This window comes from Sphingobacterium sp. B29 (genome assembly GCF_001952815.1).
Taxonomy (GTDB): Bacteria; Bacteroidota; Bacteroidia; order Sphingobacteriales; family Sphingobacteriaceae; genus Sphingobacterium; species Sphingobacterium siyangense.
In genome coordinates, this window is record NZ_CP019158.1 from 5648686 (window position 1) to 5671948 (window position 23263).

Genomic DNA, 23263 nt, shown 5'->3' on the forward strand with positions numbered 1-23263 from the left:
AAGAAATCAACAAAACTAGATGCTAACATAGTTAATACATTTTCAGTGCATTGGCTGCAATACAGCATATTAAATATACTTAAAATTAAATAGTATTAAATAAATTAGGTTTCAAAAAAAATCTACGATTTGAAAACGGGACCAAAAACCAAAAAAAACTCAGTTCCGTTTTAAGCTCAGTCTCTTCTTTTATATACAAAAATCATAACCGAATTTTAGACATGTAAAACATTCGGCTGAACTATTTGTATATACCTTACATGCTTTTATTTAAATAACTAAAAACCAAGCGCATACATTTTTAAGTAAAATATCATGGCAATTATATCAAAAAACATGGAGACCCAAGAAAAGATCATCAGTACTTTTGAAGAGCTCCAAAAAGCTATATATGACCTGAAACATCAAATTGTTGAATTTGAATTGCTTTTTAATCAGGCTTGCAACAGACATATTGACTCCAATTTCCAAAAGGAATGGTTGCTGGACCGAATATCTTCACGTCATGATATGATTACACTTCGACATGATGCCATGCTGCTTATTCGGGACACTGTCTCTGCGTTCCGGGATTTCGACGGTTATTTTCTAGATCTCAAACAGCTACTCCAATCGATCGAGTTACTTATGCTGAACCATGCCGATGAGGAAGAGTATGAAATTGCAGCTATTATCAAAAAATGGTATGAAAAATTTGCCCAAGCGATTGATTTCGTTGGTGACTTAACCTATTAAGTCGCTGTTTTATTATACTTTTGCAGCATTGTAAAATATTGAGAAATGCGCAAACCACCAGCTATCGTAGACTTACACACCGATACTTTCCTTGAAGATTGGGAAGATTATTCGCCAGAGGAGCTCTTACAAGAATCCATTGATTTTATGCGATCTAATCTAGATGCAGCTATTTATTGGGAAATGAACGAAATAAAGTTTATTCATGGCAAGGGAAAAGGAATGTTAAAAAAAATGGTTTTTGAAGAGTTGCAAGAGTACAAAGCTCACGGCTCCATTGAACGCTATTACACCTCCTACCAGAATGAAGATATTGTAGTAGTTGTCATAGGGATTTAAAAAGGCTACCTTTTCAGATAGCCTTTGTATCATGTTATGCTATTTAATAGCTGGAGTAATAATCACTTTTCGGAATTCCACGGGACCATGATCCCCTTGGAAATAAATTGGTCCCGGCTCTGCCTCTTTACTATCCAAAGCACCGCCCGTTATACCAGGGATTTCTTGGTTACTGATAACAGTCTTTCCGTTTGCCACAACCGTCACTAGACGTCCTACCAATGTAATATCATAGGTTTGCCATTCTCCGGCTCCTTTATTGACCATTTCATTTGCAGCTAAGAAGCCGTATACCCCTGCGAAAAGCACAGCATTAGGATGTGCATCTTTGGGGCTATCTTCTATCTGAACCTCATAACGGCCCCTTAAGTAGACACCACTATTACTTCCTGCTGGAATTTTAAATTCAACATGTAATTTAAAATCTTCAAATTTTTGCTCAGAGACCAAATTAGAACCAGATTGCGGGCTAGTCAAAATTCCGTTTTTCACCACCCACTGATTCGTTTTACCGGTAGCTTTCCATCCTGACAGATCCTTGCCGTTGAACAGCTGAATGGGCTTACCCCATTTTACTGCAGCTGTTCGCTTCAGCTCCGGAGCACGAACACCTTTAAAGCGATATGTTTTCCCATCAGGCTCTGTTATTGTCCCTTGCAATACACCGTTTACAACCTCTCCTTCAACACTTAGATTCATCTTTCCGCCTTCCCATTGGGGTGGGATAGCAAATCTAAACTTTCCTTTCTCATAAAACACCTGCGAAACTGGCCGAGCACTTCCGGAAGTACTCACATAATGACCGACTAAAGTTCTATAGCCCGACAATTTTACCTCCAACCAGGATGGTGCAGGGGTACCATTAATATCAACTTCGATGTCCCATCGACCAATCAGCTCTTTGCCTTCTACGTCTTGTTGATAATGACTGGATTCTCCGATTGAATGTTTAGCAAAGGTTACTTGCGGTAATGCACAAGAGGCCAAAATTCCTAAAAGAAATGCCGCTTTTCTGTTCATATTATTTATGCTTATATTCTAGTTGACAATAAATTTCAAGCAATTTAACTGTTTAACAGCGGGTTTACAAGGATATAATGTTAAAAAATGCGAAGAATGCACCTGGTCGTAAGTTCGCCTTAATACCCTGAAACAAAAAAAGCCCTAACTTTCGTTAGAGCTTTTCTCGTCGGGGTGGCAGGATTCGAACCTACGACCTCCACATCCCAAATGTGGCGCGATACCGGGCTACGCTACACCCCGAAAAGGTATCACCTTTGTTTTGTGTGGCACAAAAGTAAACTAAAAATATGTTTTTTTCAAAAATATTCTTCACATAACACCTAACAAGCTGACTTATTGTAAAATAATTTACAAAACATTTAAAACACATATCGATTTCGATCCAAAATAATTTTAAAAACCAGCATGACTGCCCTGAATAGCGAAGTTAACGCTTAGCTAGCTGAAATAGTGGGATTGGCAGGCCCTGACTGAGTCTCCTCCGGATCAAACTCAATAATATCCTAAGGCTGTAGGTTCGCCTTCTTGCCCCAAAACGAAAAAAGCCCTAACTTTCGTTAGAGCTTTTCTAGTCGGGGTGGCAGGATTCGAACCTACGACCTCCACATCCCAAATGTGGCGCGATACCGGGCTACGCTACACCCCGAAAAGGTATCACCTTTGTTTTGTGTGGCACAAATATACGCTTCTTACAAATTATTTGCAAATGAAATACATAAAATAAAACTAACAAGTTGTTATATTGCGACATACTCTTTGCCCTGACGATACATAGCTCTCCTTTATACATCAAATCTAATGCTATTTCGAATATTTGTCACTTCGATCAAGCGCTCACCTGTCAATTAAAATCTTTTTGACCTCCCAACTGTAGCCTGTTCGAATATGAACATGAAGTGTTCGAATCCAAACACTTTAACCACAAAAAGAAAGAATACAATCTATTGACTAAAAACACTTTAGCCCTTTGGCCGCTTTTTTGAAATTGACTCATTGCACATTTTTTCAAAAATAGAAATCAACCTATCCTTCAACGGGATTGATTACCATAAGTTCAGAATGAACACTTATAACAAAAAGTATGATAAAGACCTATTTCCAAATCGCCTGGAGAAACCTTATTAAGAACAAGGTTTTTTCCTTTATCAATATCCTTGGCTTAACAATAGGCATCACCGTCTGCGCAATGATATTCCTGTTTATCGCCAATCAGTTTAGCTTTGACAAGTTTCACAGCCAAGGTGACCGGATCTATCGGGTCATGCGTGGCTTTGACAACACCAAAGACCGCGCTCCTTATTTATCTGCACCCTATGCCACCGCCTTAATAACCGATTATCCGGATGATATCAAAAAAGCTGTACGGGTAATGCCTGCCAATGGGTTATTCTCTTTTGGCAATATCGCATTCAATGAAAAGAAACTCTTTATTGCAGATGACGATTTCTTTGAACTATTTAGTTTTCCGCTCATCAAGGGAAATCCAATGACTGTTTTAAAAAATCCAACAAGTGTTGTATTAACGGAAAAAACTGCGAAAAAATATTTTGGAGATGAGAATCCCATCGGTAAAATACTACAGCTTGATAAAACGAAACAATTAACCGTTACCGGGATTGCAAAAGATCTTCCGGTCAATTCGCATCTGGAATTTGATCTTATCATTCCATTATCCAATTATATCAATACCGAACCGTTCAAAGCTTGGCAAAACAACAATTTATTCACTTACATCCTACTTGACGAACATAAAGATGTTAGGCAACTGGAAAAGCAATTTCCCGATTTCATGAATAGGCATATGAAAGCAGTTTCTACCAATATGGGTATCCATTTTGATCTTGCCCTTACACCGCTAAAAGATGTCTATCTTGAATCCCACAGCGCATTTGACAGCGCAAAACATGGTGACAAGAAAGTTATTTACATTTTTCTCTCCATCGCCATCCTTATATTGATTATCGCCTGCATCAATTTCATGAATCTCTCGACAATACGTGCAGTTGACCGATCAAAAGAAGTTGGTTTAAGAAAGGTACTTGGAGCACAACGTCTTCAATTAATGGGGCAGTTTATCGGAGAATCCATTTTATTAACCACCATATCCTGCATACTCGCCATGTGTCTACTGCAACTACTCATGCCTGTATATAATCAACTATTGGGATACACCCTAACGGTCCCATGGAATTCATGGCCAATCTATATTTTTTTGATTGCAATTATTGTCATAGTAGGGCTATTAGCCGGAAGTTACCCTGCCTTATACCTTTCAACCTTCTCCCCTATACAGGCATTAAAAGGTAAATTGCGCTTGGGCAAGGGTGGCACACTGTTCCGACATACGCTGGTTGTGTTCCAATTCAGCATATCCATTTTACTTATCATCGGTACACTGATTATCTCCAAGCAGATGAAATATGTGAAAGAACTAGGGCTCGGCTACGACAACCAACAGACTGTGGTTATTCCAATAGACAATGAAGAACTGTACAACAACCTTCGTACCTTCAAAAACGAATTATCTGTGAGCAGTGATATTGCATCGGTCTCCTTTATGTCCGGTGAACCAGGAGGCTTCTTCGATAGCCATACGTTTGAAGTGGAGAGTAAAAATGGGGAGAAGTGGAGATCAAGGACGGAATTCACCGATTTCGACTATGTAAGCACGCTAAACCTCAAAATAATTGCAGGCCGAAACTTTTCAGCGCAATACCCCACCGACTCCACTAGCGCTGTATTAGTTAACCGTACTGCAACATCGATGCTCGGATTTACCCCCGAACAGGCCATTGGAAAATGGATAAAAAATACGATCCGCGATCAATCCCCCAGAAAAATCATTGGTGTAATAGATGATTTTAACTTCCTATCTCTAAAAGAAAACATGGATGCATTAGTTATTGCCCCTTCTGATGATCTAAGGGTAGCCCTCATTCGCTTAAACACAAAAGATTTCCCTGTAGCGCTAAAAACTATTAAAACTGCATTTGGGAAAGTAGCTCCTTTATACCCTTTTGAATACAGCTTTTTGGACCAGAAATTCGACACGCTATACAAAACCGATCTTAGGCAACAACGTATACTCAGTCTTTTTTCCGGATTAGCTATATTTATCGCTTGCCTGGGCCTATATGGTTTAGCCTCTTTTACGGCCGCCAAACGAAACAAAGAGATTGGAATCCGAAAAGTGCTGGGCGCTTCGGTATCGGGCGTTACTACTTTATTGTCCAGAGATTTTATAAAACCCGTATTAGTTGCCTTGATAATTGCCTCGCCGATTGCCTGGCTAGTGATGAACAAATGGTTGGAAGACTTTGCCTACCGCATCCAAATCCAATGGTGGATGTTTGTGCTCGCAGGACTGGTAACAATAGGTATCGCATTGATTACGGTAAGCTGGCAGGCCATTCGAGCAGCCGTAGCTAATCCTGTAAACAGCTTGCGGGACGAATAAAAGGAAGGAAACAAAAAAAGCTCTAACGTTCGTTAGAGCTTTTAAGTCGGGGTGGCAGGATTCGAACCTACGACCTCCACATCCCAAATGTGGCGCGATACCGGGCTACGCTACACCCCGAAAAGGTATCACCTTTGTTTTGTGTGGCACAAATATCGAATCATTTTTTGACTTTGTCAACACCCTGCAGAAAATTAATCACTAAATAGCTGATTGATTGCACAATATTTTTACACAAAGCACATATTCTATTGAATTTAGTAATTAAAAACCCTCTCCATATAGCCTACAAAGGAATATTCAAAATATCTTTAGATTATCCATTTCATTTTCATATCTTTGCATCCGATTTGAATATCAGTCAATAGTTTTTTAAAAAAGTATTTTTATATTCAGAAAATAAGTCGTAATATTGCATTCCGATTTTTACAGGATATAAATCGTTAATAATTACTCGAAATCATGGATTTAGTAAAATTTGTAGAAGAACAAGCGGTAGTAAAGAATGAAATTCCCGCTTTCAAAGCTGGAGATACCGTCAGCGTTCATTATAAAATTCGCGAAGGAAATAAAGAGCGTGTACAGGTGTACCAAGGTGTAGTAATTCAATTAAACAGCGAAGGTGCTAACGCTACTTTTACCGTTCGTAAAATCTCAAACGGTGTAGGTGTTGAACGTATTTTCCCTGTAAACTCACCAAACATTGAAAAAATTGAAGTAAACAGCTACGGTAAAGTTCGTCGCGCGAAATTATTCTATTTACGCGGCCTTACTGGTAAAGCTGCTCGTATTAAATCGAAAAGAATCTAATTACGACTATTACAGCATAAAAAAAGGCTTTGAATATATTCAAAGCCTTTTTTTATTGACTATATTGCCCTGGCTTCTCAAACGCAGACAGCACAACCAACTTCCTTCTGTAATAAATTTAGGACAATTAGATAATGTCCTTCAAAATTCCAACCCTCTTTTTGCCGCGCTAAAACATTTTACTTACTTTTAGCACCGTATCTGAAAGGTAGAATCGTAGATGATTACAATAGCGGAAAACAAACTGGTATTGTTTCATCCCAACTTGGCTACCGCTAAAAATCAAACTGTATCTTGATGAGAACTATAGCTTTTATCCTTACTTTTATCATCTATCCGACCTTTATTTTTGCACAACGAAATCTGAATGAATTTCTTCAGCTACAGTCGCGCCCTCAAACGTATTATGTACTTCCAGTAACAGATGCGATCACGATTGACGGAAAGGACAGTGAAGCTTCCTGGTCAAAAGCGATATGGACAGATTCTTTTAAGGATATTGAGGGATCAAATAAACCTGCCCCTACTTTTAAGACACAAGTCAAGATGCTTTGGGACAAGGAAAATCTGTACATTTTTGCTAAGCTTCAAGAACCTCATATCAAAGGATATTTAAGACAAAAAGATACAATCATCTATCATGACAATGATTTTGAGATCTTTCTCAAGCCAAATCTATTATCTCCAGAATATATAGAGATTGAAATAAACGCATTAAATACCGTAATGGATCTTTTGATGACTAAACCTTATCGCTTTGGCGGCAGAGCTAATCTAAATTGGGACACAAAAGATATGGAAAGTGCAGTCTATCATGCTGGGTCCATCAACGATCCTCAAGACAAGGATGAATTTTGGACTGTGGAAATGAAAATACCTGTAAAAAGTCTAAAATATTTTGGCGAAGGAAATCAGATTAAAGCAAATGAAACCTGGAAGATAAACTTCTCACGTGTTCAGTGGCATTATGACAACACCGAAACAACCTACAGCAAGAGAAAAGACAACACGGGTAAAATGCTCGCTGAAGAGAACTGGGTATGGTCTCCAATCGGCCTCGTTAATATGCATTACCCGGAGCGATGGGGACATATAAAATTTGTTAACGACACAGACCATCAACCTATCGACGAACAATTCCTCGCACTCGAAAAAGTTACCTGGAATATCTTTTACCTGCAACAGATCTATAGAAAGGATAAAAAACGCTATGCAACGTCAATTCAGGAGCTAAGCAAATTATATCCTGAAATTATAAATGAGCACAAAAATTATGAGATTGCATTTTCAAACAGTAATAATTTCTATCGCATTGAAATCAAGTCAAAAGCACAACCTACATTAAAGACAACAATAGATAGCCAAGGTAATATCTATTTTTAATTTAATTAATCGAGCGATCTTCAATTCTGATTTTGAATAAAAATTGCTATCTTTGTATCCCGTACATAGAGCAACTATTATTGGTCATTTTGACCACATAAAATTGAAAATCCTTTAATTGTTATGACTAAATATATTTTTGTTACGGGCGGCGTTACTTCGTCGTTGGGGAAAGGTATTATTGCTGCCTCCCTTGCTAAACTTCTCCAAGCGCGTGGCTATAAAGTTACCATTCAAAAATTCGACCCTTACATTAACATCGATCCAGGAACATTAAATCCATATGAACATGGAGAATGTTATGTTACAGAAGATGGTGCTGAAACAGACCTTGACTTAGGTCATTATGAGCGCTTCCTGAATGTCCCTACCTCACAAGCAAATAACGTCACGACAGGCCGCATCTATCAACACGTTATCCAACAAGAACGTGAAGGTGCATATTTAGGAAAAACCGTTCAAGTGATTCCCCATATCACCGATGAGATAAAACGCAGAATGCAACTGTTGGGTGAGTCCGGCAAATATGACATTATCATCACTGAATTGGGCGGAACTGTAGGCGATATTGAGTCCTTACCGTTTGTGGAGGCCGTAAGACAGCTTCGTTGGGAATTAGGAGCCAATAACTCGCTGGTTATCCATTTGACTTTAGTCCCTTATTTGGCTGCTGCTGGTGAGCTTAAAACAAAACCTACCCAGCACTCAGTAAAAACATTATTGGAATATGGTGTACAACCTGATATTCTAGTATGTCGTACTGAACATAAATTATCGCAAGAAATCCGTAAAAAATTAGCGCAATTCTGTAATGTCAACATCAACGCCGTCGTAGAATCTATCGATGCGTCGACGATTTATGATGTCCCATTATTGATGTTGAAGGAGAATCTTGATAAAACAGCATTAACAAAGCTAAAACTTTCCAACAAAAATGAGCCTGATCTAGAAAACTGGAAAAACTTTTTAGGCAAACTCAAAAACCCGACAAGTGAAGTTAGTATTGCTTTGGTCGGAAAATATGTTGAGCTTCCAGATGCTTACAAGTCCATTATCGAAGGATTTATCCATGCGGGCGCAACAAACGAATGTAAAGTAAAAGTGAGCTATATTGCTGCTGAAAGTGTTACAAAAGAAAATGTTACTGAAAAGCTGAAAGGCATGGATGGAGTTTTGGTTGCTCCGGGTTTCGGTGAACGCGGCTTGGATGGTAAGCTAAATGCTATTCAGTATGTTCGTGAAAATAATATTCCGTTCTTTGGTATCTGCTTAGGTATGCAATGTTCGGTTATCGAATTCGGAAGAAACGTATTGGGATTAAAAGATGCCAACAGTTTTGAAATGGATGCCAACACCAGCAATCCGGTCATCAATTTGATGGAAGAGCAAAAAAATATCACCAATATGGGCGGTACAATGCGTTTAGGTGCTTACGACTGTGAAATTAAAAAAGGAACTAAGGCCTTTGCCATCTATGGTAAAACAAAAATTTCTGAAAGACACCGTCACCGTTATGAATTTAACAATGACTATTTAAAACAATATGAAGCAGCTGGAATGATTGCTTCAGGATTCAATCCGGAGACTGGATTAGTTGAAATTGTCGAATTGAAAAACCATCCATTTTTCGTTGCCGGACAATTTCATCCAGAATTAAAGTCAACTGTTGCAAATCCTCACCCACTTTTTGTTAGCTTTGTAGCCGCTGCTTTGGCCAACAAAAAATCAAAGTAGTAATAGAAGGATACAATTAATTAAGTTTAATTATTAAAAATGGATAGAAATACCCTAATTGGTTTGGTCCTGATGTTTGCTATCATCACTGGTTCATTTTACCTGATGAAGCCTTCAGAATCAGAAATCAAACAAGAACAAGCCAGACAAGAGGCTAAAGCGCGTACAGAAAAAGGACTGCCTGCCGAAAGTGACTCTACCGCTAAAGCCAAAGCAGCACAAACAGCAGTGATTGCTGATTCGGCAGAATTGAAAAAGCCTTTTGGCGCGACAAAATTTGGAACAGAGAAAGTCATTACGATTGAAAACGAGAAAATCATTGCCAAAATCAGTACAAAAGGTGGTAAGGTTAAATCCGTAGAACTAAAAGGCGAGAAGAATTTCAATGGAAAACCTTTGATGCTTTTTGATGGTGAGGACAATAAGTTTGGTTTTCAATTTAACGCAGCTGGTCAAAACGTATCAACAAATGATTTATACTTCAATACAGAATCTTCGGATATCCAAGTTTCTGGTGAAGGTAAACAATCTGTAAAATTACGACTAAATTACAGTGCCGAACAGTATATTGAATATGTGTACTCGATTGCTGGTAAAGGCTATAATGTTGGGCTGGATATTAACACAAAAGGAATACAGAATTTAATTCCGCAGAGTCAAAAAACGTTGACCCTTAACTGGAACACCGCGTTGAGACAAAAAGAGCAAAACATAGAATCTGAAAGACAGAAATCTACACTGTATTATAAAGAAGATAATAAAGTAGATCACCTTTCAGAATCAAAAGATGCGGATGAAGCATTGGAGAAAAAAGTACAATGGATTGCATTCAAGCAGCATTACTTTTCTAATATCCTCAGCACTAAAGATGGCTTTGTCAATGCAAAAGTGGATGTAAAACATGCTTCAGAAACCGACATCGTCAAATTCTATAATACAAACGCAGAATTGGCATTTGATAATCATAAGGACAATAACTATTCCTTAAACTTCTTCTTTGGACCAAATCAATACAATGTATTGAAGGCCGAGGGTAATGACTACCAATCGATCATCAATATGGGTTGGGGCCCTATGCGTTGGATCAACCAATGGATTACAGTACCTGTATTTAACTTCCTGGATGGTTTCCATATGAGCTACGGTATCGTTATCCTTTTATTGACATTGATGTTGAAGCTGATTCTTTCACCAATGACCTACAAGTCTTATGTCTCTATGGCAAAAATGCGTGTATTAAAACCGCAGCTGGATGAGATCAAAGCAAAAGTGGGTGAAGATAATCAAATGTTGATGCAGCAGGAGCAAATGAAATTGTACAAACAGGTTGGTGTAAATCCACTTGGTGGATGTCTTCCGCTTGTCCTACAAATGCCATTTACAATTGCGTTCTTCTACTTCTTTCCAAATTTATTTGAATTGAGAGGACAAAGCTTCTTGTTTATGAAGGATATGTCAACCTATGATACACTGTTTACATTTGCACCTATTTTTGGATCATTCAACCACATCTCTTTGATGTGTATCTTGATGACATTGACAACATTGTTGACGACTTGGTATAACAACGCTACATCTGGTGCTACAGGACAAATGAAATACATGGGCTATATCATGCCTTTGATTTTCTTCTTTGTTTTGAATAGCTTCCCAGCAGGTTTGAACTACTACTATTTCTTAAGTGCATTATTTACGTTCTTGACTCAGTTGGTTATTCGCACCATGGTGAATGATGAGAAAATCTTAGCTAAATTGGAGGAAAATAAAAAGAATCCAAAAGCAGATAAAAAATCGAGCTTCCAAACGAAAATGGAAGAGATGATGCGTGCACAACAACAAGCACAACAAAATAAAAACAAATCGTAAGATTTATCATACTGATAAAGAAGGCTTCCAAATTGGAAGCCTTCTTTGTTTGTGAACTTTTGTAGCATTTCGTCAAACCAAACGTTAAAAAGGGTGTTAATAGGTTAAAATTTAGAATATGAACTTTAAAAACATCGCCATATTGGCCATCTTAATCGTTAGTCTTGGAAGTTGCTCTGTGATCAAGAAGAACGCGAATGAGCAGAACACAGACAGTAGCATGTCGTCAGTAATTGGAAAAAAATGGCAATTGATTGAAATCAATGGACAGCCTGTAGCGGATCAGATCAACGGCAAAATGCCTTACCTCCAGCTGGACGAAAAAAGTTACAGTGCAAGTGGCGGATGTAATGGCATCGGTGGAGAATTGACATTATCAAAAAATGGAAAGATTAAATTTGCTCAGGGCATGTCTACGATGATGGCCTGTCCGGATATGTCTATTGAACAAGCTTTATCCAAAAACCTGACTGCTGCAGATAATTATACGGTTAAGGATGGCATTCTTAGCCTGAACAAAGCTAAGATGGCTCCCCTGGCAAAATTTAAGTTAATTCAGAACAATAAACAAGAACTTAGTGGAACTTGGGAACTTGATTATATATCCGGCCCACGGATCGCTTTCGATGGTCTATATCCCAATCGTAAACCAACAATGACATTTGATGCTGCCAGTGGTAAAGTAAACGGAAATAGTAGCTGCAATAACTACAATACGACTTTTAAAACCAATGGAAATACCATTAATTTTGGCCCGATTATGTCAACTAAAATGGCCTGCGAAGGTAATGGTGAAGCAACTTTCTTTTCGACATTGGAAAAGGTAAAAACCTATAGTGTAAGCGAGAATACCTTGACATTTATCATGGGAGATATTGCTATTATGCGATTTAAACGGAAATAGAAAATTGCTTTTTTGCTCCAACTGAAGTAAAAAGGGCATTGTTTAAAAAACAACGCCCTTTTTATGTATTAAGCGATATTTGGCAACAGGAAGTCAAAAACCAGCCGGATCTCGCCTAAACAAAGGCACTAAATCCAGTTATACTTCTACCAACTATGAGTGAATTGATTTCTTTTGTCCCCTCATAGGAATAAATTGCTTCGGCATCGGCCAAAAACCGTGCGACATTATACTCCAACAGAATACCGTTTCCACCCATGACCTCTCGAGCCTTGGAAACAATATCTCTCGTACGTAAAGAACAGAAGACTTTAGCCAGCGAGGCATGTTCATCTTTTAGTTCACCTTTATCCTGTAATTCAGATAATCTGAAGACAAGCGTTTGCATAGCTGTTAAATTGGACAACATTTCAACCAGGTGATTTTGAATAAGTTGAAAAGAAGCGATTGGTTTACCAAATTGCTTCCTTTTACGCGTATAATCCAAGGCATTTTCATAAGCACCCCGCGCACATCCTACGGCCATCCAAGCGACACCTGCTCGCGTCATCTGAAGAACCTTTCCCGTATCTTTAAAGGAATTCGCATTTTGCAGGCGATCACTTTCTGGAACGATACAATTCGCTAAAGTAATAAGGCCATTCTGCACAATGCGCAAAGCCATCTTATCTTTAATTTTTTCAACTGAAAAACCTGGATTATCCTTTCGTACAATAAACCCCTTAACTTCGCCATCATCAAGATCCCTTGCCCATACGATTGTGATATCGGAAAAGGTGGAATTCCCGATCCATTTTTTTTGACCATTTAAGACCCAACCTTCAGCTGTCTTCCTACAGGTCGTTGTCAATCCGCCTGCTGCTCCCGACCCTACTTCGGGCTCTGTTAAACCAAAAGCACCAATCACTTGCATCTGCTGCATTTTGGGCAGCCACTCTTGTTTTTGCTCTTCGGATCCGCAAATATAAATTGATCCCATGGCTAAACCACTCTGTACGCCAAAGAAAGTCGCTACAGAAGCATCTACCCGTGCTATCTCCGCCGCTATGATCCCTTCCATTAATGAACTTCCCCCCATACAACCATACCCATCGTAGGTATAGCCACAAATATTTAAAGCTGCTAGTTTCGGTACTATTTCAAAAGGGAACTCATCTCTTAACCAATATTTATTGACGATTGGCTTAACTTCGGTCTCCATAAACTCCCTTACCTTCAATTGCAATGCACGATCTGAATCGTTTAATTTGCTATCCATAGCATAGAAATCACCATTAATAGGCGGTAATTCCTTTTTTTCTTTTCCTGCACTTAGCATTTTCATTAAACCATGAAGCTGCTTATCATCCATTTTTGATACGGCATCCATGACTGCTCCCAAATCCACTTTCTTCGATATTTCTTCCAATTTGCCAAAGTCTATTGATTTTGCCAAATCCATTATATTCTTTACTTTATCAAACATAATTGCAATTTCTTTTTAAGTGTTTACTTCTTAAAATAAGAAAAATAATCCAAAATTGTTTGGAAATGACATGATACAAATTGACAAGATGGAATTATCCGGTAAACAAACGAATGGACAATATCTTACCTTATATCGCCCAATCCCCTATCAATAAAATAGTGGAATCAGGAATGTTTTGAATAAAACATAGAATTATAAATAAATGAAAAACAATGTGTTAAAAATATCTTTAAAAAAACATCATTTTTTGGGTTACCTTTTTTGGTTACGTGTATTAAGAGATGAAAAAGAAAATTATTTCAATTTAAATTAGAAAATTAGAAAATGAAAAACGCATTAAAATTCGGTTTCTTAGGTTTAGCTTTAACTGTAGCTTTCGCATCTTGTAACAATTCAGAGAAAAAAGCTGAAGGTGCTGCAGATTCAGCTTCTGCTTTAGTTGATTCAGCTGCTAACACATTAGATTCAGCTGCTACTAAAGTTGATTCAGCTGCTGCTAAAGTTGATTCAGCTGCTGCTAAAGTTGATTCAGCTGCTACTAAATAATTCAGGACTGAATAAAGCTTTTGAAAGGCCTTTTTTACGAAAGGCCTTTCTTTTTTTAAAAAAAAATAAATACAGGGGTTACCTTTTTGGTTTAATGGTATTAACTCCTAAATAACAAGATTTAAAAATATTTTAATTTTAATAAAATGAAAAACGCATTCAAATTCGGTTTCTTAGGTTTAGCTTTAACATTGGCTTTCGCATCATGTGGTGAAACAGCTAAAAAAACTGACGCTGCTACTGATTCAGCTAACGTTGCTTTAGATTCAGCTAACACGCAATTGGATTCAGCAAAAACTGCTGTAGATTCAGCTGCTGCTAAAGTTGATTCAACTAAAGCTGCTCAATAATTCTCTGAAAAAGAATTTACATCGTATAAAAGCTTCCTTTAACGAGGAGGCTTTTTTTATATCTACACCAATTAAATTGCTAAGCTCCAAGCATTTTTTTACCTTTGCCAAAAATCATTCAATCTATGGCTTTATCATCTTTAACAGCAGTTACGCCTATTGACGGACGCTATTACAATAATACTAATGAACTTTCAGCATTTTTTTCCGAATTTGCTTTAATAAAATATCGTGTACGCGTAGAAGTCGAATATTTTATTGCATTAAGTGAATCCGGTATTGCTCAATTGCAACAGTTTGACAAAACACTCAATGAAAAATTGCGGGATATCTACAGGAATTTTTCTGAAGAAGATGCCATTTGGATCAAAAACACAGAAAAAGTTACGAACCATGATGTTAAAGCAGTTGAATATTTTCTAAAAGATCAATTTGAAAAATTAGGATTACAGGACTACCTTGAATTCATCCATTTTGGTTTGACTTCACAAGATATCAATAACACAGCGATTCCACTTTCCTGGAAAGAAGCCATTAAAGAATGCTATACACCGGCAATAGAAGAGTTGCTTCATGAGTTAAAATCATTAGCAACGTCATGGTCAGACATCCCGATGTTGGCACGTACCCATGGACAACCGGCATCTCCAACTCGTTTGGGTAAAGAGTTTTATGTTTTTATCGAACGCATAGAACGTCAATTGCAACTATTACATCAAGTACCGTATTCCGCTAAATTTGGTGGCGCAACTGGTAATTTTAATGCGCATCACGTTGCATATCCAGCGACAAATTGGATCAATTTTGGGAATAATTTTGTAAACAATATCTTGGGGTTAGACCGTTCACAAACGACCACACAGATTGAGCATTACGATAACTTTGCGGCGAGCTGTGATGCCTTAAAACGGATAAACAATATTGTCATCGATTTATGCCGTGACATTTGGACATATATTTCGATGGAATATTTTAAACAAAAAATCACTGCTGGTCAAATCGGTTCTTCGGCTATGCCACATAAAGTCAACCCGATTGACTTTGAAAATGCAGAAGGAAATTTAGGTATTGCAAATGCCATTTTTGAGCACCTTGCGGCTAAGTTACCAGTTTCCCGCCTTCAACGAGATTTAACAGATTCTACGGTATTACGTAATATTGGTGTTCCGTTTGCACATACCCTAATTGCTATTAAATCGACTTTGAGAGGGTTACGCAAATTGATCTTAAACGAACAGGCGTTGGCCAATGATCTTGAAAATAATTGGGCTGTTGTTGCGGAGGCACTACAAACTATATTGAGAAGGGAAGGCTATCCAAAGCCGTATGAAGCTTTAAAAGACCTAACACGTACCAACACACATGTTACGAAAGAAACGATAGCAACATTTGTTGATAATCTAAATGTATCAGCGGAAGTTAAAGAGGAACTGAAAGCGATCAGTCCTTCTAACTACACAGGTGTCACTTTATAAGCTTTTACTTATAGATGACCTTAACAAAGCTTCATTTGACCTATATTTGCTTGGAATAAAAATAGATACTACATGGCTACGATTAACGTATATACAGAGTCTACACCCAACCCTTCTACAATGAAGTTCTTGGTCAATAAATTGTTGATCAACGGTAGTGTGGATTTTCCAAATAAAGAAGCAGCACAAGATTCACCGTTTGCACTTGAATTATTCAAATTTAATTTTGTAAATGGGGTATTTTTTGCAAGTAACTTCGTGACCATTACCAAAACTGAAGATGCGGAATGGGAAGACATTGAAGCCTTGCTAAAAGACTTTGTAAAAGGTGCTGTAGAGTCTGAACTTGCGGTAAAAACGGTACACCACGATACAGAGGTTAGTTTTGAAGGTACCGAAACTGAAGTGAAGATACAACAAGTATTACATGATTATGTAAGACCTGCTGTTGAACAAGATGGTGGAGCAATCCATTATAAATCCTTCAACGAAGGTATTGTGACAGTTGAACTAAAAGGTTCTTGCAGTGGTTGTCCATCTTCGACAATCACATTAAAAGCAGGAATTGAGGGATTGTTGAAACGCATGGTTCCAGAAGTGACTGAAGTTGTCGCTGAGGCCATGTAATCACAGCTATTCGATACAATAAAAAAAGGATTCAGTAATTAATTTTGCTGAATCCTTTTTTTATTAACTAGTCTTAAGAAGAAATAATCGCTATCCACCATCTGCTTGGTATAGCATTTTTTAACCTAATTGACCACTTCAAATGAATTTTTAAGCGGAAGATTAACAGAAGAATTACCGATAAATAGTTCAAATTTGCCGGGTTCAACTGTCCAGTTATTGTGCTGATCCAAAAGTTCCAGGTGGGCAGGTAAGATCGTAAACTGTAAGGTCTTCTTTTCCCCTGGATTAAGTTCAACTTTTTCGAATCCACGCAAATCCATCTCATACGTCGTTACCGAAGACAGCACATCTTTGATATAAAGCTGAACAACTTCGGCACCTTTCCTCTTCCCTATGTTTTCAATATCAACCGTAACTGTAAGGGAATCCGTTGGTCTGATCTGTTTCTTAGCGAGTTGTAAATTTGAAAAACTAAAATCTGTGTAGCTTAATCCATATCCAAAAGGGTATAAGAATCCAACAACCCGACTATTGCCCCACCCATTGGGTCCGACCCCGGGTTGCCCCGCCTGTGCAGCGGGCTTGGTCGGAAAATTCATTTCAACCTGTCCGACGGACTTCGGAAATGAAATAGGCAATTTTCCACTGGGGCTATACCCTCCAAACAGCATTTCGGCAAGAACATTTCCCGACTGATTGCTAAGAAACCAACTCTCCACAATTGCAGGTAGATACTTGTTTTCCCAATTGACAGTAAGTGGACGACCATTGACAAGTACCAGCACAATAGGTTTACCTGTTTCTTTCAATTTCATTAAATAGTCGCGTTGCTTGCCTGGCAAATTTAGATCTGACCTCGATCGACTTTCACCGACTTCCCGTTCCGACTCGCCCATTACGGCAATGATTAGGTCAGATTCTTTACCGAGACGAACACCTTCGGCCATCTTTTCCAGCTCCTCGCCGGACAAGTCTGTTGGAATAATCTCACTCTCAGGCCAGTTTTTATCCACGACATCTACCCCTTTTGCATAATCAACCCGAAGTGCCTTTGTTTTTCCATAGTTTATAATCCCATCTTTGATGGTGGTGATCGGATTATTGGAAGGTCCATAGCGACTTGTCGTATAATTTGTTGCTTCTGCCATTGGTCCCGTAACCAAAATTCGTTTGTATTTATTCACGTCTATTGGAAGAAGATTCTGTTCATTTTTCAACAGAACAATAGACTCCTTATTCATTTGAAGTGATACTTCTTCATCTGCAGGGGTATGCACCTTTTTGTCGGCTATCGCTATATCTTCTCTCAATGGATGATCAAATAAACCCAGTTTAAATTTCACAGTCAGGACTTCGCGAACCCGCTGATCCAATATTTTGATATCCAGCCCTCCTTCTTCTATTAGTTCCATTAGTGGCATTAGATATGTACTCGGTGGATCAAAATTTGTCCGCACATTCAAACCCGCCTCTAATGCCTGTTTAATAGCATCTTTATAGTTTGCAGCAACATGGTGTTTGTTGTAAATAAACTCTAAAGCCTCACTGTCGGACACCACATATCCTTCAAAACCATACTCTTTTCGGAGTAAGTCCTGCAAAAAATAGCTGCTGGCAGATACAGGCACGCCATCATAATCATTATAACTACTCATGACACCCAAAGGTTTGGCTTCCTTTATGACCCTTTTAAATGGATAGAGGTGAAGCGAATGCATCTCACGAAAGCCAACATGAGGATCCGTACGTGCATTACCATCTCTTCCCCCTTTGGGCACAGAATAGACCGCATAATGTTTCAATGTGGATGCGACCCCATTTTGTTGAATTCCTAAAACAACTTGTTTCCCCATTTCAGCAATATGAAACGGATCTTCGCCATAGGTTTCAACCACTCTTCCCCAGCGCGGATCTCTAGAAACATCAAGAATAGGCGTATAGACATTGGTATAGCCCAGATATTTGGCTTCCCTACCAATTATATCGCCAGCTTTACGTACCAGTGAAGTATTCCATGTACTTCCAATATTGATTGGTGCCGGCAGGGAAGTAGCGCGGTCATGGTTGAGTCCATGAATCCCCTCATTGGTAAAATCGACGGAAATACCAAGTCGTGTGTTTTCCACAAACCATTTTTGAACATTATTTAAGGCTTGAGCATGGCGGCTGAAGGGATACGAAAATGAACTTTTTGCCGACTTATTATAAGCCAAGCTATTTAACATTTCGTCGATATTGGCCAAGCCGTGTTTCCAAATCTCTTTGTCCCAAGCGGCAGTGGGCTGCTCATCTTTCAAAACCCGCCCATAACCGTAGAGTGTAACCGTCTGATTGGACTTTTCTTGAACAGTCATTTGACGCAACAGATCCTCCACGCGACTGGCTATTTTCTGTTTGGGGTCTTCATAAATATCCTTTTTCCCATTTTTGTTAAAATCGATCCAATCCTTATGGTAAATGTTGATGTGCTGGGCAGAAGAATGCAAATAAAGGGCTGAGAGCGCTGAAATAATAAGGCTGCTTTTGAGTTGATTAGGCATTATGCTGAAAATTGTTGGTTTTAGAAAGTGAAGCAAGGTACGAAAAAAATAAAAATCCGCAGATCAAACATATCGTCGATCTGGGATAAGTCAATATAAATTCATTTTTTAACAAGCATCTAGCTTAAAAATAGTTAACTTTACGACCAATTGTGAAACCAACAAAAAAAAATGAGTGCAGATATTAACAAACTAGAACAAATTGCATCACAGGTAAGACGTGATATCGTACGTATGGTACACGCTTGTCAATCAGGACACCCAGGTGGTTCGTTAGGTTGTACAGATTACTTTGTGGCGCTTTATTTCAATGCAATGAAACGCAATCCTTCCTTTGACATGGATGGAAAAGGAGAAGATTTATTCTTCCTGTCAAATGGACATATCTCTCCTGTATTTTACAGTACATTGGCGCATGCGGGATATTTTGAAGTGAGCGAATTAGCAACGTTCAGAAAAATCAATTCCAGACTTCAAGGTCACCCAACAACACACGAGGGCCTTCCGGGTATTCGTATTGCTTCGGGATCATTGGGCCAAGGATTATCTGTTGCAATTGGTGCCGCACAGGCAAAAAAATTGAATAAAGACAATAATCTAGTTTATGTATTAATGGGTGATGGCGAATTGCAGGAGGGCCAAGTTTGGGAAGCTGCAATGTACGCACCACACAACAAAATCGACAATTTAATTGCTACTGTTGACTATAACAAAGCACAAATTGACGGATCTACAGATCAAGTATTATCTCTTGGTGATCTTCGTGCAAAATGGGAAGCATTTGGCTGGGATGTGATGGAAATTGCTAAAGGCAATGACATGAATGCTGTTGTTGCAGGTTTAGCAGAAGCTAAATCACGCACAGGAAAAGGTAAACCGGTTATTATTCTGATGCATACTGAAATGGGTAGCGGTGTTGATTTTATGATGGGTTCTCATAAATGGCATGGTGTTGCTCCAAATGACGAACAATTGGCGTCGGCGTTGAATCAGCTTACAGAAACTTTAGGAGATTACTAGAATGAAAAAATATACTTATACAGAGTCAAAAGATACACGCTCAGGATTTGGTGCGGGCTTACTAGAAGCAGGAAAGCAAGATGAGAATGTAGTTGCATTATGTGCTGATTTAATCGGTTCGTTAAAAATGAACGATTTTATCAAAGAATTTCCTGAGCGCTTTTTCCAAATCGGTATTGCGGAAGCAAACATGATGGGTATTGCTGCCGGACTTACGATCGGTGGTAAAATCCCATTCACAGGTACATTTGCAAATTTTTCGACAGGCCGTGTTTATGATCAGATTCGCCAATCGATTGCATACTCGGACAAAAATGTAAAGATTGCCGCGTCACATGCTGGTCTAACCTTAGGTGAAGATGGTGCAACTCACCAAATCTTAGAAGATATCGGTTTGATGAAAATGTTGCCTGGAATGACAGTGATCAATCCTTGTGATTTCAATCAAACAAAAGCCGCTACGATTGCTGCAGCCAAATATGATGGACCGGTTTATTTGCGTTTTGGCCGTCCTGTAGTTCCTAACTTCACTCCTGCTGATCAGGAATTTGTGATTGGTAAGGCGGTATTATTAAATGAAGGAACGGATGTTACGATCATTGCTACAGGTCATCTGGTATGGGAAGCTATCCAAGCTGGTGAGCAATTAGCTGAGTTGGGCATCAACGCTGAGATTATCAATATCCATACAATCAAACCTTTGGATGAAGAAGCTATTTTAAAATCTGTTGCTAAAACCAAATGTGTCGTAACGGCGGAAGAGCATAATCGTCTTGGCGGTTTAGGTGATAGCGTTGCTCAGGTATTAACAAGAGAGTTGCCTACTCCACAAGAATACGTTGCTGTAAATGATAGTTTTGGAGAATCAGGTACTCCTGCTCAATTGATGGAAAAATACGGTCTGAATGCAGCGGCTATTGTTGCAGCGGCTCAAAAAGTAATCAAAAGAAAATAACAAAACTACGCAAGTCAATATATGGATGACGCTTTAATTATAGCAAAATTCGCCGAAGAGAGTACGCGAGAAGAAGCTTTCCGTTTATTGTTGAAGAAATATCAACAGAAGATTTATTGGCATGTGCGAAGAATGGTCATCGATCATGACGATGCGGACGATGTTGTACAAGATATTTTTGTGAAAGTATGGAAGAACCTTGGGAACTTCCGGGAAGACTCACAGTTATACACGTGGCTTTATCGTATTGCAACAAATGAATGTATTACCTTCTTAAATAAGAAAAAGCAAAAGCAGAACGTGTCGTTGGATGACGACACGACTGCTTATCTGGCAGAAACGCTTGCTGATGGCAATTATTTCAATGGTGATAGAGCTCAAATGAAGTTACAACAGGCTTTGTTGACCTTGCCAGAGAAGCAAAAATTGGTCTTCAATATGAAATATTTTGAAGACATGAAATATGAAGAGATTTCAGAAGTCCTCGGAACAAGTGTTGGAGCGCTTAAAGCCTCTTATCATTTGGCCGTCAAAAAAATAGAGGCATTTTTTAACAACAACGATTAAACCTTTTAGCGAAATTAGGTTCTAACAAATACTATGAAGGAAAATGGCACATATCATGATGGGCTGGAGCCTACAAATCTTCCAGCATCGTTGCGTGAAAATCCATTTGGCTTACCTGAAAATTATTTCAGTGATTTAGAATCAAAAATAATTACGCAAGTCAAATTGATTGAATGCAAGGAAGAATCCATCTTTGAGGTTCCAGAAGGATATTTTGATAGCCTATCTGAGGCCATTATGTGTAAAGTAGCAGAAGACAATTTAAAAAATCAAGTTGCTACTGACGGCTTTGAAATTCCTGAAAATTATGCTTCCGAACTATCTTCAACTATCCTCAACCGAATTTTAGAAGACAAATTAAAAGAAACGATTGCATCTGATGGCTTTACAATGCCTTCTGCTTATAAGCAAACGCTTGAAGATTCCATCTTCGCCCGTTTAGCTGAACAGGAATTGAAGAAAACAGTTCCTACAGATGGTTTCTCTGTTCCGGTCGGCTATGAAGAAACAGTTGAATCGACTATTTTTGCTCGTATCGCTGAAGAAAAACTCAAAGAAACGGTTGTGACTGCAGGCTTTGATGTACCACAACATTATTTTGAGACTCTTTCCGAAAGTATTATTAATGCTGTGCAGGAGCCTGAAAAAGATCATACACCTATCCATCAAATAGGAAGACCGAAAAAATGGTATGCACGCTATGCTGTTGCAGCATCTTTTGCCGCCATGTTGAGCATAGGAGGATATTGGGGGTATCAGTATCAACAACAAAATGCAGCTCCCGTAGAAACAGTTGCAGAAGAGCAGTTGAGCCAACATTTGTCAGAAATTCCTAAGCAGGAAATTATTAATTACCTTGCGGCTTCAGCTTCTGGTGATGATATGATCTATATGTCCCAGTATACCGATGAAGCGAATCTCCCTACCAAGGGATTTGGGAGTAATATATCTAAACAAGAAATAGAAGATTATCTAAACTATACCTTATAATGATGTTCGATAAAAAATACATATGGATAACATTGTTCTTTAGTATATTTTCTATTGCCTTGGGCTTTGCACAAGACAAAAATCGATTTCAAGCTATAGAAAATGAAAAAATAGCTTACATTACTAAAGAACTAGATTTAACGCCAAGAGAGGCTCAGCAATTCTTTCCGCTCTATAATGAGTATAGCCAAACACTTTGGGATATCAGAAAAGAAAAATTGAATGGTGCTCCCAAAAATAGTTTTAGAGGTGGTTCCAGAGATGTCTTACAGTATGATGTTAAAGAAGTGGAGATCAAAAAAGAATACCGGGTCAAATTTGCCAAAGTTATTGGCAATGCGCGGGCATCGCAATTTTTTGAAGTAGAACAGGAATTCAGAGAACATCTATACAAATCCCTGCAGAATAGAAGAAAATAATCTCGAAAATAAAAAAGAAGTCTTGAAGACTTCTTTTTTATTTTCGGACATT

General features: G+C 38.4%; 20 protein-coding genes and 3 tRNA genes. 17 read left to right on the top strand and 6 right to left on the bottom strand.

All coding sequences use genetic code 11. From position 1 onward, the window contains the following. Positions 1 to 315 precede the first annotated feature (315 nt). Positions 316 to 735: a hypothetical protein gene (locus BV902_RS24260; RefSeq protein WP_075994119.1), complete on the top strand. Its 420-nt coding sequence runs from the start codon at positions 316 to 318 to the stop codon at positions 733 to 735. A 45-nt stretch (positions 736 to 780) separates the two neighbouring features. Further along, positions 781 to 1074 carry a Smr/MutS family protein gene (locus tag BV902_RS24265; RefSeq protein ID WP_075994120.1) on the top strand — a complete coding sequence of 98 codons (294 nt, stop codon included), beginning with the start codon at positions 781 to 783 and terminating at the stop codon, positions 1072 to 1074. A gap of 39 nt (positions 1075 to 1113) precedes the next feature. Here the strand turns inward: BV902_RS24265 and BV902_RS24270 are convergent, their stop codons facing one another. The 3 genes from BV902_RS24270 to BV902_RS24280 form a co-directional block, all read right to left on the bottom strand. Beyond that, the gene (locus tag BV902_RS24270) at positions 1114 to 2094 is read right to left on the bottom strand and encodes a 3-keto-disaccharide hydrolase (RefSeq protein WP_075994121.1); all 981 of its coding nucleotides are present in this window, start codon (positions 2092 to 2094) and stop codon (positions 1114 to 1116) included. Between the two features lie 169 nt (positions 2095 to 2263). Beyond that, a tRNA-Pro gene (locus BV902_RS24275) sits at positions 2264 to 2337 on the bottom strand. Between the two features lie 332 nt (positions 2338 to 2669). Then, positions 2670 to 2743, bottom strand: a tRNA-Pro gene (locus tag BV902_RS24280). Between the two features lie 435 nt (positions 2744 to 3178). On the opposite strand from BV902_RS24280, the gene BV902_RS24285 reads away from it, so the two are divergent. Further along, positions 3179 to 5554 (top strand): ABC transporter permease, encoded by a 2376-nt coding sequence (locus BV902_RS24285; protein ID WP_075994122.1) that lies wholly within the window; start codon positions 3179 to 3181, stop codon positions 5552 to 5554. 46 nt (positions 5555 to 5600) lie between these two features. Here the strand turns inward: BV902_RS24285 and BV902_RS24290 are convergent. Further along, positions 5601 to 5674 (bottom strand) — tRNA-Pro (locus BV902_RS24290). 342 nt (positions 5675 to 6016) lie between these two features. Between BV902_RS24290 and rplS the strand changes: the two genes are divergently transcribed. The 5 genes from rplS to BV902_RS24315 all read left to right on the top strand — a co-directional run bounded on the left by rplS (position 6017) and on the right by BV902_RS24315 (position 12251). After that, positions 6017 to 6364 carry a 50S ribosomal protein L19 gene (rplS, locus tag BV902_RS24295; RefSeq protein WP_075994123.1) on the top strand — a complete coding sequence of 116 codons (348 nt, stop codon included), beginning with the start codon at positions 6017 to 6019 and terminating at the stop codon, positions 6362 to 6364. Between the two features lie 297 nt (positions 6365 to 6661). Beyond that, positions 6662 to 7747 (top strand): carbohydrate-binding family 9-like protein, encoded by a 1086-nt coding sequence (locus tag BV902_RS24300; protein ID WP_075994124.1) that lies wholly within the window; start codon positions 6662 to 6664, stop codon positions 7745 to 7747. Positions 7748 to 7870: 123 nt separating this feature from the next. Beyond that, on the top strand, positions 7871 to 9481 hold the full coding sequence (locus tag BV902_RS24305) for a CTP synthase (protein ID WP_075994125.1): 1611 nt from the start codon (positions 7871 to 7873) through the stop codon (positions 9479 to 9481). A gap of 39 nt (positions 9482 to 9520) precedes the next feature. Next, positions 9521 to 11347, top strand: coding sequence for a membrane protein insertase YidC (gene yidC, locus BV902_RS24310; RefSeq protein ID WP_075994126.1), 1827 nt, complete (start codon positions 9521 to 9523; stop codon positions 11345 to 11347). Between the two features lie 118 nt (positions 11348 to 11465). After that, positions 11466 to 12251 (top strand): META domain-containing protein, encoded by a 786-nt coding sequence (locus BV902_RS24315; RefSeq protein ID WP_075994127.1) that lies wholly within the window; start codon positions 11466 to 11468, stop codon positions 12249 to 12251. Positions 12252 to 12366: 115 nt separating this feature from the next. On the opposite strand, the gene BV902_RS24320 is transcribed toward BV902_RS24315, so the two are convergent. Further along, positions 12367 to 13716 carry an acyl-CoA dehydrogenase family protein gene (locus BV902_RS24320; RefSeq protein ID WP_198385988.1) on the bottom strand — a complete coding sequence of 450 codons (1350 nt, stop codon included), beginning with the start codon at positions 13714 to 13716 and terminating at the stop codon, positions 12367 to 12369. A 327-nt stretch (positions 13717 to 14043) separates the two neighbouring features. Here BV902_RS24320 and BV902_RS24325 point away from each other — a divergent pair, with 327 nt between their 5' ends. The 4 genes from BV902_RS24325 to BV902_RS24340 all read left to right on the top strand — a co-directional run bounded on the left by BV902_RS24325 (position 14044) and on the right by BV902_RS24340 (position 16717). Further along, entirely contained in the window at positions 14044 to 14265 is a 222-nt protein-coding gene (locus BV902_RS24325) for a PG1828 family lipoprotein (RefSeq protein WP_075994129.1), read from the top strand. A 146-nt stretch (positions 14266 to 14411) separates the two neighbouring features. Further along, positions 14412 to 14615, top strand: coding sequence for a PG1828 family lipoprotein (locus BV902_RS24330; protein ID WP_075994130.1), 204 nt, complete (start codon positions 14412 to 14414; stop codon positions 14613 to 14615). A gap of 125 nt (positions 14616 to 14740) precedes the next feature. Beyond that, complete coding sequence (gene purB / locus BV902_RS24335) at positions 14741 to 16090, top strand: adenylosuccinate lyase (protein WP_075994131.1); 1350 nt, start codon at positions 14741 to 14743, stop codon at positions 16088 to 16090. A 72-nt stretch (positions 16091 to 16162) separates the two neighbouring features. Continuing rightward, complete coding sequence (locus BV902_RS24340; RefSeq protein WP_075994132.1) at positions 16163 to 16717, top strand: NifU family protein; 555 nt, start codon at positions 16163 to 16165, stop codon at positions 16715 to 16717. Between the two features lie 125 nt (positions 16718 to 16842). Here the strand turns inward: BV902_RS24340 and BV902_RS24345 are convergent, their stop codons facing one another. Beyond that, the gene (locus tag BV902_RS24345; protein WP_075994133.1) at positions 16843 to 19260 is read right to left on the bottom strand and encodes a glycoside hydrolase family 3 N-terminal domain-containing protein; all 2418 of its coding nucleotides are present in this window, start codon (positions 19258 to 19260) and stop codon (positions 16843 to 16845) included. Between the two features lie 171 nt (positions 19261 to 19431). On the opposite strand from BV902_RS24345, the gene BV902_RS24350 reads away from it, so the two are divergent. From BV902_RS24350 to BV902_RS24370, 5 genes are read left to right on the top strand one after another with little or no spacing between them, the layout of a single operon-like run. Then, positions 19432 to 20280, top strand: coding sequence for a transketolase (locus BV902_RS24350; RefSeq protein WP_075994134.1), 849 nt, complete (start codon positions 19432 to 19434; stop codon positions 20278 to 20280). Between the two features lies 1 nt (position 20281). Then, positions 20282 to 21235 carry a transketolase family protein gene (locus BV902_RS24355; protein ID WP_075994135.1) on the top strand — a complete coding sequence of 318 codons (954 nt, stop codon included), beginning with the start codon at positions 20282 to 20284 and terminating at the stop codon, positions 21233 to 21235. 21 nt (positions 21236 to 21256) lie between these two features. Next, positions 21257 to 21802, top strand: coding sequence for an RNA polymerase sigma factor (locus BV902_RS24360; protein ID WP_075994136.1), 546 nt, complete (start codon positions 21257 to 21259; stop codon positions 21800 to 21802). A gap of 33 nt (positions 21803 to 21835) precedes the next feature. After that, positions 21836 to 22792, top strand: coding sequence for a hypothetical protein (locus BV902_RS24365; protein ID WP_075994137.1), 957 nt, complete (start codon positions 21836 to 21838; stop codon positions 22790 to 22792). Next, complete coding sequence (locus BV902_RS24370) at positions 22792 to 23211, top strand: hypothetical protein (RefSeq protein WP_232475616.1); 420 nt, start codon at positions 22792 to 22794, stop codon at positions 23209 to 23211. The genes BV902_RS24365 and BV902_RS24370 overlap by 1 nt, the downstream gene beginning before the upstream one ends. Positions 23212 to 23263 lie beyond the last annotated feature (52 nt).

Coding starts and splice junctions, on each gene's coding strand:
- BV902_RS24260 (WP_075994119.1), top strand. CDS start 316: ATGGCAATTATATCAAAAAACATGGAGACCCAAGAAAAGATCATCAGT.
- BV902_RS24265 (WP_075994120.1), top strand. CDS start 781: ATGCGCAAACCACCAGCTATCGTAGACTTACACACCGATACTTTCCTT.
- BV902_RS24270 (WP_075994121.1), bottom strand. CDS start 2,094: ATGAACAGAAAAGCGGCATTTCTTTTAGGAATTTTGGCCTCTTGTGCA.
- BV902_RS24285 (WP_075994122.1), top strand. CDS start 3,179: ATGATAAAGACCTATTTCCAAATCGCCTGGAGAAACCTTATTAAGAAC.
- rplS (WP_075994123.1), top strand. CDS start 6,017: ATGGATTTAGTAAAATTTGTAGAAGAACAAGCGGTAGTAAAGAATGAA.
- BV902_RS24300 (WP_075994124.1), top strand. CDS start 6,662: ATGAGAACTATAGCTTTTATCCTTACTTTTATCATCTATCCGACCTTT.
- BV902_RS24305 (WP_075994125.1), top strand. CDS start 7,871: ATGACTAAATATATTTTTGTTACGGGCGGCGTTACTTCGTCGTTGGGG.
- yidC (WP_075994126.1), top strand. CDS start 9,521: ATGGATAGAAATACCCTAATTGGTTTGGTCCTGATGTTTGCTATCATC.
- BV902_RS24315 (WP_075994127.1), top strand. CDS start 11,466: ATGAACTTTAAAAACATCGCCATATTGGCCATCTTAATCGTTAGTCTT.
- BV902_RS24320 (WP_198385988.1), bottom strand. CDS start 13,716: ATGTTTGATAAAGTAAAGAATATAATGGATTTGGCAAAATCAATAGAC.
- BV902_RS24325 (WP_075994129.1), top strand. CDS start 14,044: ATGAAAAACGCATTAAAATTCGGTTTCTTAGGTTTAGCTTTAACTGTA.
- BV902_RS24330 (WP_075994130.1), top strand. CDS start 14,412: ATGAAAAACGCATTCAAATTCGGTTTCTTAGGTTTAGCTTTAACATTG.
- purB (WP_075994131.1), top strand. CDS start 14,741: ATGGCTTTATCATCTTTAACAGCAGTTACGCCTATTGACGGACGCTAT.
- BV902_RS24340 (WP_075994132.1), top strand. CDS start 16,163: ATGGCTACGATTAACGTATATACAGAGTCTACACCCAACCCTTCTACA.
- BV902_RS24345 (WP_075994133.1), bottom strand. CDS start 19,260: ATGCCTAATCAACTCAAAAGCAGCCTTATTATTTCAGCGCTCTCAGCC.
- BV902_RS24350 (WP_075994134.1), top strand. CDS start 19,432: ATGAGTGCAGATATTAACAAACTAGAACAAATTGCATCACAGGTAAGA.
- BV902_RS24355 (WP_075994135.1), top strand. CDS start 20,282: ATGAAAAAATATACTTATACAGAGTCAAAAGATACACGCTCAGGATTT.
- BV902_RS24360 (WP_075994136.1), top strand. CDS start 21,257: ATGGATGACGCTTTAATTATAGCAAAATTCGCCGAAGAGAGTACGCGA.
- BV902_RS24365 (WP_075994137.1), top strand. CDS start 21,836: ATGAAGGAAAATGGCACATATCATGATGGGCTGGAGCCTACAAATCTT.
- BV902_RS24370 (WP_232475616.1), top strand. CDS start 22,792: ATGATGTTCGATAAAAAATACATATGGATAACATTGTTCTTTAGTATA.